The organism is Lacisediminihabitans sp. FW035 (assembly GCF_054880895.1).
In genome coordinates, this window is record NZ_CM142187.1 from 2,552,681 (window position 1) to 2,565,195 (window position 12,515).

The window sequence follows — 12,515 nt, forward strand, 5'->3', positions numbered from 1 at the left end:
TATTCACGGCGGTGCCTATTCAAGCTCCAAGCGCAGCTGCCGCAGCAGCGTCTCGAACGCCGCGGGAGCATCCGCCACGACCCGGCGGCCGGTGAAACGCCCGAGCGAACGGGCGGTCTGAGCCACGTTCAGCATCACGTGCTCCACGTGCGATCCCTGCTCGTCCGGCACCACGCGGTACTCGCCGCGGTACCACCACCCGCCCTGCGCAACGATAAGGAACGCGGCCGGATCGGCGAGGTACAGGCTGTCTGAGGTGCCGCTCGGCCGGAAGCGCGCATCGAGGGCCGCAAACACCGCCGCCGGCCGCGCACGAATGTGCCCGCGCAGAGTGTGGAGCACCACGGAGTTCGCCGGGCGGCTGCGGGGGGCTTCGGGCATCCCCCGACTGTAGCGCCCGTGCGTGACGAAGACGGCACTCGCGATGCGCGGGCTCGCCATTTCTGGTACATTTGTACCAATCTTAGGAGCACAGAATGGGATATCTCTTCCTCGCCGGGGCGATCGTGGCCGAAGTGATCGCCACGACCGCCCTCAAATTCGCCACCGGCGACGGCGCGAACAAGATCGTGCCCTACGCGATCGTCACCCTCGGCTACGTCGCGGCCTTCGCCATGCTCTCCCAGTCACTCACCAAAGGCGTGCCGCTCGGCATCGCCTACGCGATCTGGGCCGGCGTGGGAGTAGTGCTGGTGGTCGTGATCAGCTGGTTGTTCTTCAAGGAGCCGCTCACCCTCGTGCAGATCGCCGGGATGGTGCTGGTGATCGGCGGCGTCACCATGCTCGAGCTCGGCGGGAAGCACTGACACCGTGGCCACGACCGCCAAGGGCGAGGCGCGCCGTGCTGCCCTGCAGGATGCCGTGATCCGGGTGCTCGAGAAGGGCGGTCCCGGCGCGGTAACGCATCGTGCCGTAGCCGCCGAAGCCGGCGTACCGCTTGCGGCGGCGACCTACTACTTCGCCAGTATCGACGACCTGCTCGTGAGTGCGCTGTTGCGGGTCACCCGCCAGCAGGTCGCGCTGTTCGCGCACCTGGAGAGCGGATCCCTCGCGGATGCCGCGGCGGTGCTCCGCGAGTGGGTCTACGGCTCCCGGGCATCCGCCATCGCACAGTACGAGTTGCTGTTCCTTGCCATGCGGCGCGACGGGCTCCGCGAGGCCGCCGACCTCTGGTATCGCGCACTCGAGGAGGCGATCGACCCGTTCGTGCCCAATCCACGGCTGGCGCGGGTGGTCGCCCTCGCGATCGACGGGCTCATATTGCGGATGCTCTGGCGGGGAGAGCCGGAGTCGGCGTCCGAGGTGGAAACCGCGCTCCGCGACATCCTGCGGTCTGCCGAAGGCTCTACTTGAGCGACTTCTGCATCAGCACGGTGCCGAGCCAGCGCTCGAACTTGAAGCCCACTTTGCCCATGCGCCCGATCTCCTTGAAGCCGAAGTCCTGATGCATCTTGATTGACGCCTCGGCGCCCTTGTCGGCGATAACGGCGATGATCTCTTTGAGGCCGGCCTCCTTCGACCGTGTGATCAGCTCCCCCATCAGCACTTTGCCGAGCCCCTTGCCGGTTGAGGCGGCGCGAAGGTAGATCGAGTTCTCCACGGTGTAGCGGTAGGCCGCTTTCTCCTTCCACGGGTACACGTAGGCGTAGCCGAGGATCTGCTGGCTCGGGCTCTCGGCCACGAGGTAGGGCATCCCGAGTTTCTGCAGGTGCTGGAACTTCGATCGGGTCGCCCGCAGGGTGAGTGGGGTCTCATCGAAGGTCACCGTGGAATTGGCCACGTAGTGGTTGTAGATCTCGCGCACATCGGGCATGTCCTCGAGACGGGCATCACGGATCGAGTATTCGAACGGCACCTCGAGCGGCGGCAGGTTTCGCTGTGCCTCCCGCGGGCGATGGGTCGCCTGGTATTCCTCCTCGAGCATGGATCGAGCTTACGCCGGGATCGTCCAGTCGATCGGAGCCGCACCCTGCGCTATCAGGGACGCGTTCGCCCGGCTGAACGGCTTCGAGCCGAAGAATCCGCCGGATGCCGACAGGGGGCTCGGATGCACCGACTTGATCACCGGAACCGGTGCGAGCGCCGACTCGAGGGAGATCGCATCCCGGCCCCAGAGGATCGCGACGAGCGGGCCGCCCCGCCCGGCGAGCGCGTGGATAGCGGTGGCCGTGACCGCCTCCCAGCCCTTGCGGCGGTGCGAGCCCGAATTGCCCGGCTGCACGGTGAGCACCCGATTGAGCAGCATCACCCCCTGCTCGGACCAGGCGCTGAGGTCCCCGTGCGGCGGAGGCTCGATCCCGAGGTCGTCGCGCAACTCCCGGTAGATGTTCTGCAGGCTGCGCGGCACCGGGCGTACCGCCCGGTCCACCGCGAAGGAGAGGCCGATCGGATGCCCCGGAGTCGGATACGGGTCCTGGCCGACGATGAGCACCCGCACCTCGGCGAGCGGGAGGGTGAAGGCGCGCAGTACGTTCTCCCCCGCCGGGAGGTATCCGCGGCCCGCCGTGGTCTCCGCCCGCAGAAAGTCGCCCAGCCCGGCGATCGCACCGGCGACGGGAGCGAGGGCATCCGCCCAGCCGGGATCGACGAGTTCGGACAGGGGTCGAACGGTCATCTCAGGCGGTGACCGGCGGCAGGGACGACCACGGGAAAGCGATCCATTTCGAAGTCTGGCGCCAGACGAAGTCGGGCTCGAGCACGGTCTTCGGCTTCGAGTAGAGGCAGAGGCTGCGAACATCCGCGCCCGCCTTCTGGAGCAGAGCGAGCACCATTGCGAGGGTGCGGCCGGAGTCCGAGACATCGTCGACGAGCAGTACCCGCTGACCGGAGACGGCGGGGGTGTCGAGCATCGGGGAGAGCAGCACCGGCTCGTCGAGTCGGAGGTCGACACCGGTGTAGAACTCCACGTTGATGGCGCCGCAACTCTTCACGTCGAGCGCATATGCCACCGATCCCGCCAGCAGCAGGCCGCCGCGGGCGATCGCCACGACCATGTCGGGCTCGAAGCCGCTCTCGTGCACCTGTGTCGCGAGCTCGCGGCTGGCGTCGCCGAACTGGTCCCAGCCCAGGACCTCGCGATCGGGGATGGCCTGCTCATCGATTGTCATGCCTTCACGCTAGCGGCTGCGCGACTTCAGCGAGAACCGATCAAGATCCGGGCGCGCCCGCACGCGATTCCGCCGCGCGCGCGCACCCGGACAAGTAGCATCCGTTCATGACAACAGTGCGCACGAAGGCGGGGGCGATCACCTTCGGCCTCATCGGCTACCTGTTCCTTGTCGAGATCGTCAGCGGCATCCTGCAGGGCTACTACGTTCCGTTGATCAGCGACCTGGTGAAGTACCTCCACATCCGCGACGCCGACTTCAACTGGTTCGAGGCGGCCCAGCTGCTGCTCTCCGCGCTTGTGGTGCCGATCCTCGCGAAGCTCGGCGACATGTTCGGCCACAAGCGCATCCTGCTGGTCTCGACAGTGCTCACGGCCGGCGCGAGCTGGGCCCTCGTCTTCGCCGACAACTTCACCACCTTCCTCATCGCCTGGGCGTTGCAGGGTTTCTACGTGGTGTGGCTGCCGCTGGAGGTAGCCCTCATCTTCGACCGGGGCCGCCGCACCGGCCGGGGCGCATCGCAGACGCGGCGAGCGGCCGGCTTCCTCGTCGTGGCGCTCGAAGCCGGCGCGATCGTCGGCGCGTTACTCGGCGGGCGGGTCTTCGGATGGTTCGGAGAGAACGTGCCCCTCACGCTCGCCATCCCGGCGATCGCCGTCACCCTCGTCTTCTTCGCCGTGTTGTTCGGGGTGCCGGAGTCGACCCCGCTTCCGGGCCGGAGGCTGGATGTCGTCGGGTTCAGCATGCTGACCATCGGCCTGCTGCTCATCACCTCTGGCCTCACCTTCCTTCGGCTCAACGGCCTGGAGGCGTGGTGGGTCTACATCCTCATCGTGCTCGGCCTGCTCGTCTTCGTGCCCTTCGGGCTCTACGAACTGAAGCAGGACGACCCGGCGATCGACCTCCGGGTGCTTCGGCAGCCCAATATGTGGCCGGTGCAGCTGACCGCAGGACTCATCGGCATCAGCCTGCTCGGGGCTCAGGCGCCGCTCAGCGCGTATGCGGGCACCGACCCGGCCAACGGCTACGGGCTCGGTCTCGACTCCGGCGACCGGTCGACCCTCATCGGCGTCTACCTCATCTCGATGATCGGCGGCGCCCTGCTGTTCCCCCTGGTGTCACGCTGGTTCTCGCCGCGCGTGGCGCTGATCATCGCCGCCTTCCTCGTGGCGATCGGCTACCTGCTGTTCGTGCCGTTCCACCTCGAGACCTGGCAGGTGTTCGTCAATATGTTCATCGCCGGGATCGGATCCGGCGCCCTCGTCGGCGCAATGCCTGCCGCGGCGGCCGCGGCGGCGCCCCGGGGCCAGACCGGCATCGCTGCCGCGCTCACCAACACCACCAAGACGATCGGCGGATCCTTCGCCTCGGCGATCTTCGGCATCGTGCTCGCCATGGGCGTGCTCACCGTCGCCACCAGCACGGCATCGAGCCTCAGTGGCTACCTCACCGTGTGGATCATCTGCGGGGTGGGCGCGCTGGTCGCGGCGGTGCTGCTCTTCTTCGTGCCGAAACTCGCGTTCGCGGATGTCTCGGACGAGTAGCCGGCACCCCACGACCTACAGCTTCGGGGCGAGCGCTCCCCGGATCACCTTGTGCGGGGCGGCCTGCGCAACGGGCTTGATGGTCACGAGGTCGAGGTTGACGAAACCCGGAAGCTCGATCGCGTGCACGATCGCCTCGGCGATGTCTTCGGCGTGGAGCGGGTTGGCCACATTGTCGTAGACGGCGTCCGCCCGGGCCTTGTCTCCCCCGAAACGGACGAGGGAGAACTCGTCGGTCTTCACCATGCCCGGCGCCACTTCGAGTACGCGGATCGGTTCTCCCGCGAGCTCCAGTCGCAACACAGCTACCAGGGCATGGGCCGCGAACTTGGCGGCGTTGTAGCCGCCACCGCCCTCATAGGCGATGTGGCCGGCGATCGAGGTGACGGTGAGGATGTCCGCATGGGCCACGCCTGTGGCATCCGGTTCGGCAGCGGCAGCTCGCAACAGCGGCAACAAGGCGCTGGTCACCCGCTTGACCGCGACCACGTTCACGTCGAACATGCGGGCCCAGTCCTCGGCGACGCTCTCTTCCACCGAGGCCATGCCGAACGCGCCGCCCGCGTTGTTCACGAGGGCGTGGATCGGGCCGAGCGCGGCGAGATGGTCCCGAAGCGCGTCGACCTGCGACTGGTCGGTGAGGTCGGCCGTGAAGATGTCGGCACCGGTCTCGGCGGCGAGCGCCTCGAGGCGATCCGTGCGGCGGGCGACGCCCACCACTTCCCACCCGTGCGAGCGGAACAGGCGCACCGTGGCCGCCCCGATTCCCGAACTCGCACCGGTTACCACCACGCGTCGTGACGTCACTGCTCTCCCTCGTCTAGCCCTCTCCAACCGTAGCGCGGCTATGGTGATCGCATGACGAGCGCCCCGACCGCCCCACCCGCGCAGGCGAGGCCCGCCCAGAAGTCGGCCGCACCGAAGCCGCGGGTGCCGCTCTGGGATAACGCGCGCTTCGCCTGCGTCGCCCTCGTCGTCGTCGGCCACGGTGTTCAGCGGCTCACCGCGGACAATGACCATGCCCTGGTGGTGTACCTCTTCATCTACGCCTTCCACATGCCGGCCTTCGCGATGATCAGCGGGTATTTCTCCAACGCCGCCCCGCCCACCTCGCGGCAGATGAAGCGCGTGATCACCGACATCCTGCTCCCCTACGTGATCATGCAGACGATCTGGACGGTCGTGCAGTTTCTCGTGGAAGGCTCGACCAGCCTCAACCCCACGACCCCGCACTGGACGCTGTGGTTCCTGCTCGCCCTCGGGGTCTTCCGTCTGGTGCTTCCCTACCTCGTACTGCTGCGCTACCCGCTGCTCTGGTCGGTGCTCTTCTCGGTCGGGGTGGGCTACTTCAGCAACGTGGACAGCACCTTCTCGCTGTCTCGGGCCATCGGCATCCTCCCCTTCTTCGTGCTCGGGTGGCAGCTGCGCCAGTGGAAGCTCGTGGAGAAGTGGCACGTGATCGAGAAGCAGACCTGGCTGATCCGGGGAATCGCGATGGCGATCTTCGTGGCCTGGGCTGCCGTTCTCGTGATCTTCATCGACTTCTGGAAATCGATCGACGTGCACTGGCTGTTCTACGACGATTCCTACGACGGGCTGGGGCAGAGCGACTGGTGGGCCGGATTCGTGAGGCTGGCCTTCCTGCTGCTCGCCGCGCTGCTCAGTGCCGCGTTCTTCGTGCTGGTCCCCCGCTCCGAAACCTGGATCACGGGATTCGGGCAGGCGACGATGTACGTCTACCTGCTGCACAGCTTCATCCTCTATCCGCTGCGAGAGACCGGCATCCTCAAGAACGACCCGGCGCCCGACCTGATGCTCGTCGCGGTGATCCTGGCCGGGATCGCCATCTCGATCGCCCTCGCGAGCCCGCTGGTGCGTCGCGTCTTCCGGCCGATCATCGAGCCGAAGCCGCGCTGGCTGTTCATCGAACTCGACACCGGCAAACAGAGGAAGCCGGCCGGACCGTCGAGACGGGATCCGACCGGCTCCACCCGGGACCGCTGAGCGGGATCAGTGCAGGTTGACCCGCTTCGGGAGCATGAACACGAGTGCGAGCGCGACGATCGCGAAGATCGCGCTCACCAGCATCGACACGGTCGCCGCGTCTCCGAAATGCGTGGCGAGACTGGACTGCGAGATCTGGGCTCCGAGGGCCTTCGCCGCCGCCGCCGGAGTCGCGTAGTCCCCGCTCTTCATCGCCTCGGGGATGGCCTTCGTCACCTTGTCGGCGACCTCGGTCTTGAGCCCGGCAAGGTTCGCCACCCCAAAAAGCACACTCGACACGACTGCGATACCGATGGCACTGCCGATGCGCTGCATCGTGCCGATCACGCCGCTGGCAGCCCCGGCCTCGGCGCGGTCGACCGTCGCAACGATGAACCGCGCGTTCGGAGCGATGAAGAAGCCGTTTCCGAAACCGGCGATCGCCAGTGGGCCAAGCAGCATCCAGTTGGTGAGATCGGTCGGTTCCACCGTGAGGAAGATGATCCAGAGAGCGATGAGTCCGATGGCCACCAGGGCCGCGCCGAGCACGAGCACGTTGCGGCCGAGCTTCTGCGCCACCCGGTCGCTCTGCGAAGCACCGATGATGTTGGCGACGGCGAAGGGGATCGACACCAGGCCGGACTCCAGGGCGGTGTGGCCGAGGCCCGCCTGCCAGAGCAGCGAGATGGTGAAGAAGATGCTCGTGAACGCGGCGAAGTAGACCAGTGCGAGGATCGTGCCCCCGGTGAATGCCGGGTGGGAGAAGAGGTGCGGAGGCACCAGCGGCGACGACCCGCGGCGGGCCAGCCTCAGCTCCCAGAGAGCGAACAGCACGATGAGTACGAGGCCGCCCGCGAGTGAGAGGTAGGTCCAGAGCGGCCATCCCTCATCCTGCCCCTGGATGAGCGGCACGAGGATCGCGACGAGACCACCGGCGAGCAGTACGAGGCCGACGAAGTCCATCGAGGCCTTCTCGCCCGCGACGACCTTCGGAAGCACGATGGCCGCGGCCACGAGCGCGATGAGCCCGATCGGCAGGTTGACGAAGAAGATATAGCGCCAACCGCTCGCGTCACCGAGGGCCTGGATCAGCAGGCCGCCCACCACCGGACCGAGGGCGGAGGAGACGCCGAGCACGGCGCCGAGGATGGCGAATGCCTTTCCCCGCTTCATCGGCGGGAAGAGCAGCTGGATGAAGGCCGTCACCGGCGGGAAGAAGATGCCTCCGCCGACGCCCTGGATCACCCTGGCCACGATCAGCTCGGTGGAATTCTGGGCGAGGCCGGCGAACAGGCTAGCGAGCGTGAAGACGGCGAGACCGGTGAAGAACACCCACTTGTGGCCGAATCGGTCCCCGATCCGACCTGCCGGGATGAGCACGAGCCCGAAGGCGAGGGCGTAGCCGGAGATGATCCAGGCCAGCGTCGCCTCATCCGCGTTGATGCTGTCGCGGATTGTCGGCAGCGCGACATTCACGATCGTGGTGTCGAGCAGCGACATGAACAGCCCGATCAGGAGCACGGCGAGGGAAGCCCAGGCGCGCCGGTCGGTGACCCCTTCCGGAGCGACCCAGGAGGGACGGCCGGCGGAAACCTCGGATGTCTCGGTCATTACTTCTGTCCTTTCGCGGACCGCTTGGCCCGTTCGTCAGAGATGATCTCGGGCAGCGCCCCGAGAAGTCGGTGGTGCCAGGTGATCTCGGCCTCGAGCTTGGAGAGCTTGTGGCTCATCGCCCACTGCTCGGATTTCCAGAGGTACTGGTCGATCTGCTTATGATGGGCGGCGCTCTCCGCGAGCATCACTTCGAGGGAGGCGAGGCGGGCGCGGATGACTCCCTCCAGCTCGTCGAGCCGGTCGGGGTCCAGGCGCGAGAGCGCGAGGTCGAAGGAGTCGGGATGCAGTTCGAAGACCTCGAGGCCCGCCCGACGAAGACCGTCGAGCGCCAGAGTTCCCGCCGCGGTCACGTCGTACACCTGCCGCTCGGGATAGTTGCCCTCGCGTTCGGTGCGCACCACCTCGATGAGTCCCTCGGTGGCCAGACGCTTGAGTACGCCGTAGACGGCCCCGACGGTGAAGTCGGTCCACTCGTCGATGTGCTCCTGCTCCGCGAGGAGCCGCAGCCCGTGGCCGTGCATCGCGCCGCGGTCGGCGAGGGAGCCGAGTACGAAGAGGCGGATGGACGACATGCGACTACTCTTGCAAAAGTAGTCTTATGTGTCAATTCGCGTCGACAATCTCTATTACGCCAAGTTTCACCGCCCATTGATCGCTCAGGGCGGCCTGCTTAGGCTCGCTCCAGCGAGTGACTACCCTGCTCGCTCCACTTTTGAGGAGACACCCATGAGCGACAACGCGGCCGACTGGAAGTTCGAGACCAAGCAGATCCATTCCGGAGCTGCACCCGACCCGGTGACGAACGCTCGCGCGACTCCGATCTACCAGACCACGTCCTACGTGTTCAACAGCGCGGAGCACGCCAAGAACCTCTTCGCGCTCGCCGAATTCGGCAATATCTACACGCGCATCCAGAACCCGACGCAGAACGTCGTCGAAGAACGGGTCGCCGCGCTCGAGGGGGGCACCGCCGCCCTCCTGGTGTCGTCCGGCCAGGCCGCCGAGACGATCGCCGTGCTCAACATCGCCGAGGCCGGCGACCACATCGTGTCGTCGTCGTCCATCTACGGTGGCACCTACAACCTGTTCAAGTACACGCTCGCGAAGCTCGGCATCGAGACCACCTTCGTCGAAGACCAGGACGATGCCGCCGAGTGGGCCCGCGCCGTGCGCCCGAACACGAAGCTGTTCTTCGCCGAGACCATCGGAAACCCGAAGATCAACATCCTCGACATCCGCAAGGTGGCGGATGTCGCCCACGAGAACGGCGTGCCGCTCATCGTGGACAACACCATCGCTACCCCGTATCTGATCCGACCGTTCGAGCACGGCGCCGACATCGTGGTGCATTCCGCCACCAAGTTCCTCGGCGGACACGGCACGGTCATCGGCGGAATCATCGTCGACGGCGGCAAGTTCGAGTGGTCGAAGAACGTCGAGAAGTTCCCGGGACTCACCGAGCCTGACCCGTCCTACCACGGCGCGAGCTACACCACCGTGCTCGGCGACGGCATTGCGTACATCATCAAGGCGCGCGTGCAGTTGCTGCGCGACCTCGGATCGGCGATCGCCCCCGCGAGCGCCTGGCAGCTGATCCAGGGCATCGAGACACTGAGCCTGCGCATCGAGCGCCACGTGCAGAACGCCCAGGCCGTGGCCGAATGGCTCGACAACAACGAGGACGTCGCCTCGGTCAACTACTCGGGACTCCCGTCGAGCCCCTGGTACGCGAAGGCCAACGAGTACGCTCCCAAGGGTGTCGGAGCCGTGCTGTCATTCGAGCTCAAAGGCGGAGTGGATGCCGGAGCTGCCCTAGTCGACAGCGTCACGCTGTTCAGCCATCTCGCCAACATCGGGGATGTCCGCAGCCTCATCATCCACCCGGCGTCGACCACGCACTCGCAGCTCACCCCCGAGCAGCAGCTCACCTCCGGTGTGACGCCGGGGCTTGTACGCCTCTCGGTGGGTCTCGAGAACATCGACGACATCATCGCCGACCTCACGGCCGGCCTCGCCGCCGCCCGTGCCGTCACCAAGGCCGCCCAGAGCGCCTAGCTCCGTCGCGGCAACACCTCCGCCGCCGCCAGTGACACCCGCGCCCGCACAACCGGGCGCGGGTGTCACTCGGTGGGGCGCCGGCGACCGAGCCGGTCGGGCGACGCTGTAACAAACGAACTCGACGACCGAACCTTGAGATACTTGTCTCGACATGGATTGGCAGACTTCCGAGGACACGGTCCCATCGAGCTTCGTGACCGAAGCCAACACGCGGGCGATCATCGGCAAGCCACCCGCGACCGGGGCATGGCGTGAGGGCGACAACCCCGGCGATCGCCTCTTCGTCTCCATAGGCCCGCAGCAGTTCGAGCGGGGCGGGAGCATCCCCTCCGGCCGCATCGCCTACGAGACCTGGGGCGAGCTCGACGCCGACCGGGGCAACGCCGTGCTCGTGCTCCACGCGCTCACCGGCGACAGCCACCTGATCGGAGCGGCCGGCCCCGGGCATCCTACGGCGGGCTGGTGGTCGGGGATCATCGGCCCGGGAAAGTACATCGACACCGATCGCTGGTTCGTCGTCGCACCGAACATGCTCGGGGGCTGCCAGGGCAGCACCGGCCCCGCGTCCCTCGCCCCGGACGGCCGAGAGTGGGGGCCGCGATTCCCCTACCTCACGATCCGTGACCAGGTCTCGGCCCAGGTCGCCTTCTCCGACGGCATCGGCATCGACCGCTGGGCGGCTGTGCTCGGCGGCTCCATGGGCGGAATGCAGGCCCTCGAATGGGCGATCGGGCATCCGGACCGACTCGACCGGGTGGCCGTCATCGCCGCGCCCACCATCTCCAGTGCCGACCAGATCGCGCTCAACTCCGTGCAGATCGAGGCGGTCAACATGGATCCGCGATTCGCCGATGGCGACTACTACGAGAGTGCGGATGGCGACGGCCCCTACCGCGGGCTCTCCCTCGCCCGGCGCATGGCCCTTCTCAACTACCGCTCCCCCACCGAGCTCAACGATCGATTCGAGCGCAGTTGGCAGTCCAGTGTCAGCCCGCTCGGCGCCGAGGGCAAATTCGCCGTCGAGAGCTACCTCGACTTCCATGGCAACAAGTTCACCAGGCGGTTCGACGCCAACAGTTACGTGCTACTCGTGCAGGCGATGAACTCGCACGACATCGGGCGCGACCGGGGTGGAGTGGCTGCGGCGCTCGCCCGAGTCACCGCCCGGAACCTGGTCATCGGCATCGACAGCGACCGGCTCTTCCCGGTGGCCGACCAGGTGACGATCGCCGGCGGGGTCTCCGGCAATATCGACGGCGGGCGCGCCGTGGTGATCCATTCGGAGTTCGGACACGACGGCTTTCTCATCGAGGACGACCTCGTCGGCCCGGAACTCGCGCGCCTGCTCGACTCCTGATCGAGGCCGTTCGGGGGGCAACCGGCCGCACACGAGCGACTGTCAGTTTGAGTATGCTGGGTGGACAGAGTGGTCTGTGCCAGCACCCGAGCAGGCCGGTATCACGGGGGAAAGCCGGAGCAAGTGGTCAACAAGCGAGAGAAGTCTGCGCTCATACGTGTCGCGATCGTCGACGATCACCGACTCGTGGTCGACGGACTCGTCGCCCACATCCACGCGCATCGCCACGGCATCCAGGTGGCAATCGGTGAATCGAGTTGGGCGGGCCTTCTCGCGAACTCCGAATTCCCCGTCGACGTCGTCGTACTCGACCTGAACCTCGATGACAGCGTGTCGATCGGCGCGAAGGTGAGGGCGCTCAGCGCTGCCGGCTCGAGCACCATCGTGATGAGTCGCCACGCGGAGCCGTCGTCGGTCCACGGCGCCATCCGGGCGGGAGCACTCGGCTTCGTGCCGAAGACCGAATCGGCCGATGAACTGGTGCGTGCCATCCACTCCGCCGCCGCCGGCCAACGCTACGAGAACGGGCCGCTCGCCGGCGCGCTGTCCAGCGACGGCAGGACGCTCGAGCCCGGCCTCGGCCGCCAAGAACTGCGAGCGATCATGCTCTACGCCTCCGGGCGATCGATTCGCGAGGTCGCCGGCGACATGGGGACCACGGAGGAGACCGTCAAGTCGTACATCAAGCGGGCACGCCGCAAATACCGTGACATCGGGATCGATCTCGGCACCAAGATCCTCCTCCGTCGCCATGGCATTCGCGAAGGCTGGCTGACTCCGGAGTAGACCGGGTTGTCCAGGGTGTGTCGGACAGGCCGGTCTGCCCCCATGAGCGGCGGCGGTGTGTGACTA

Annotated in this window: 14 protein-coding genes; 7 read left to right on the top strand and 7 right to left on the bottom strand. The window is 66.9% G+C overall.

The window, feature by feature from the left end:
- Nucleotides 1-15: 15 nt before the first annotated feature.
- A complete protein-coding gene (locus ACVXZ4_RS12180) occupies nt 16-381 on the bottom strand; it encodes a hypothetical protein (protein WP_461795106.1) in 366 nt (121 codons plus the stop codon).
- A gap of 95 nt (nt 382-476) precedes the next feature.
- Between ACVXZ4_RS12180 and ACVXZ4_RS12185 the strand changes: the two genes are divergently transcribed.
- The gene (locus tag ACVXZ4_RS12185) at nt 477-806 is read left to right on the top strand and encodes a DMT family transporter (RefSeq protein ID WP_461795107.1); all 330 of its coding nucleotides are present in this window, start codon (nt 477-479) and stop codon (nt 804-806) included.
- A 4-nt stretch (nt 807-810) separates the two neighbouring features.
- Nucleotides 811-1,353, top strand: coding sequence for a TetR/AcrR family transcriptional regulator (locus tag ACVXZ4_RS12190; RefSeq protein ID WP_461795108.1), 543 nt, complete (start codon nt 811-813; stop codon nt 1,351-1,353).
- Here ACVXZ4_RS12190 and ACVXZ4_RS12195 read toward each other — a convergent pair.
- The 3 genes from ACVXZ4_RS12195 to ACVXZ4_RS12205 are packed head-to-tail and all read right to left on the bottom strand — an operon-like array spanning nt 1,346 to nt 3,107.
- Entirely contained in the window at nt 1,346-1,924 is a 579-nt protein-coding gene (locus tag ACVXZ4_RS12195; RefSeq protein WP_461795109.1) for a GNAT family N-acetyltransferase, read from the bottom strand. The two genes, ACVXZ4_RS12190 and ACVXZ4_RS12195, sit on opposite strands and share 8 nt — an antisense overlap.
- A gap of 9 nt (nt 1,925-1,933) precedes the next feature.
- A complete protein-coding gene (locus tag ACVXZ4_RS12200; RefSeq protein ID WP_461795110.1) occupies nt 1,934-2,614 on the bottom strand; it encodes a uracil-DNA glycosylase in 681 nt (226 codons plus the stop codon).
- A gap of 1 nt (nt 2,615) precedes the next feature.
- A complete protein-coding gene (locus ACVXZ4_RS12205; RefSeq protein WP_461795111.1) occupies nt 2,616-3,107 on the bottom strand; it encodes a phosphoribosyltransferase in 492 nt (163 codons plus the stop codon).
- Nucleotides 3,108-3,214: 107 nt separating this feature from the next.
- On the opposite strand from ACVXZ4_RS12205, the gene ACVXZ4_RS12210 reads away from it, so the two are divergent.
- On the top strand, nt 3,215-4,651 hold the full coding sequence (locus tag ACVXZ4_RS12210) for an MFS transporter (protein ID WP_461795112.1): 1,437 nt from the start codon (nt 3,215-3,217) through the stop codon (nt 4,649-4,651).
- Between the two features lie 15 nt (nt 4,652-4,666).
- Here ACVXZ4_RS12210 and ACVXZ4_RS12215 read toward each other — a convergent pair whose 3' ends face one another.
- Nucleotides 4,667-5,458 carry an SDR family NAD(P)-dependent oxidoreductase gene (locus tag ACVXZ4_RS12215; protein WP_461795113.1) on the bottom strand — a complete coding sequence of 264 codons (792 nt, stop codon included), beginning with the start codon at nt 5,456-5,458 and terminating at the stop codon, nt 4,667-4,669.
- A gap of 51 nt (nt 5,459-5,509) precedes the next feature.
- Between ACVXZ4_RS12215 and ACVXZ4_RS12220 the strand changes: the two genes are divergently transcribed.
- Nucleotides 5,510-6,655, top strand: a complete 1,146-nt coding sequence (locus tag ACVXZ4_RS12220; RefSeq protein ID WP_461795114.1) for an acyltransferase family protein — start codon at nt 5,510-5,512, stop codon at nt 6,653-6,655.
- 6 nt (nt 6,656-6,661) lie between these two features.
- Here the strand turns inward: ACVXZ4_RS12220 and ACVXZ4_RS12225 are convergent, their stop codons facing one another.
- Both ACVXZ4_RS12225 and ACVXZ4_RS12230 read right to left on the bottom strand, forming a co-directional pair.
- Nucleotides 6,662-8,245, bottom strand: a complete 1,584-nt coding sequence (locus tag ACVXZ4_RS12225) for an MFS transporter (RefSeq protein WP_461795115.1) — start codon at nt 8,243-8,245, stop codon at nt 6,662-6,664.
- Nucleotides 8,245-8,820 (bottom strand): PadR family transcriptional regulator, encoded by a 576-nt coding sequence (locus ACVXZ4_RS12230; protein WP_461795116.1) that lies wholly within the window; start codon nt 8,818-8,820, stop codon nt 8,245-8,247. The genes ACVXZ4_RS12225 and ACVXZ4_RS12230 overlap by 1 nt, the downstream gene beginning before the upstream one ends.
- Nucleotides 8,821-8,974: 154 nt before the next feature.
- Here ACVXZ4_RS12230 and ACVXZ4_RS12235 point away from each other — a divergent pair, with 154 nt between their 5' ends.
- The 3 genes from ACVXZ4_RS12235 (at nt 8,975) to ACVXZ4_RS12245 (ending at nt 12,449) form a co-directional block, all read left to right on the top strand.
- On the top strand, nt 8,975-10,303 hold the full coding sequence (locus ACVXZ4_RS12235; protein WP_461795117.1) for a bifunctional o-acetylhomoserine/o-acetylserine sulfhydrylase: 1,329 nt from the start codon (nt 8,975-8,977) through the stop codon (nt 10,301-10,303).
- Nucleotides 10,304-10,457: 154 nt separating this feature from the next.
- Nucleotides 10,458-11,663, top strand: coding sequence for a homoserine O-acetyltransferase MetX (metX, locus tag ACVXZ4_RS12240; protein WP_461795118.1), 1,206 nt, complete (start codon nt 10,458-10,460; stop codon nt 11,661-11,663).
- 123 nt (nt 11,664-11,786) lie between these two features.
- Nucleotides 11,787-12,449: a response regulator transcription factor gene (locus ACVXZ4_RS12245; RefSeq protein ID WP_461795119.1), complete on the top strand. Its 663-nt coding sequence runs from the start codon at nt 11,787-11,789 to the stop codon at nt 12,447-12,449.
- The last annotated feature ends 66 nt before the right edge of the window (nt 12,450-12,515 follow it).

What these genes read in the sequence shown, in the direction of transcription:
- ACVXZ4_RS12180 (WP_461795106.1), bottom strand. Translation starts at nt 381, where the DNA reads ATGCCCGAAGCCCCCCGCAGCCGCCCGGCGAACTCCGTGGTGCTCCAC.
- ACVXZ4_RS12185 (WP_461795107.1), top strand. Translation starts at nt 477, where the DNA reads ATGGGATATCTCTTCCTCGCCGGGGCGATCGTGGCCGAAGTGATCGCC.
- ACVXZ4_RS12195 (WP_461795109.1), bottom strand. Translation starts at nt 1,924, where the DNA reads ATGCTCGAGGAGGAATACCAGGCGACCCATCGCCCGCGGGAGGCACAG.
- ACVXZ4_RS12200 (WP_461795110.1), bottom strand. Translation starts at nt 2,614, where the DNA reads ATGACCGTTCGACCCCTGTCCGAACTCGTCGATCCCGGCTGGGCGGAT.
- ACVXZ4_RS12205 (WP_461795111.1), bottom strand. Translation starts at nt 3,107, where the DNA reads ATGACAATCGATGAGCAGGCCATCCCCGATCGCGAGGTCCTGGGCTGG.
- ACVXZ4_RS12210 (WP_461795112.1), top strand. Translation starts at nt 3,215, where the DNA reads ATGACAACAGTGCGCACGAAGGCGGGGGCGATCACCTTCGGCCTCATC.
- ACVXZ4_RS12220 (WP_461795114.1), top strand. Translation starts at nt 5,510, where the DNA reads ATGACGAGCGCCCCGACCGCCCCACCCGCGCAGGCGAGGCCCGCCCAG.
- ACVXZ4_RS12225 (WP_461795115.1), bottom strand. Translation starts at nt 8,245, where the DNA reads ATGACCGAGACATCCGAGGTTTCCGCCGGCCGTCCCTCCTGGGTCGCT.
- ACVXZ4_RS12230 (WP_461795116.1), bottom strand. Translation starts at nt 8,820, where the DNA reads ATGTCGTCCATCCGCCTCTTCGTACTCGGCTCCCTCGCCGACCGCGGC.
- ACVXZ4_RS12235 (WP_461795117.1), top strand. Translation starts at nt 8,975, where the DNA reads ATGAGCGACAACGCGGCCGACTGGAAGTTCGAGACCAAGCAGATCCAT.
- metX (WP_461795118.1), top strand. Translation starts at nt 10,458, where the DNA reads ATGGATTGGCAGACTTCCGAGGACACGGTCCCATCGAGCTTCGTGACC.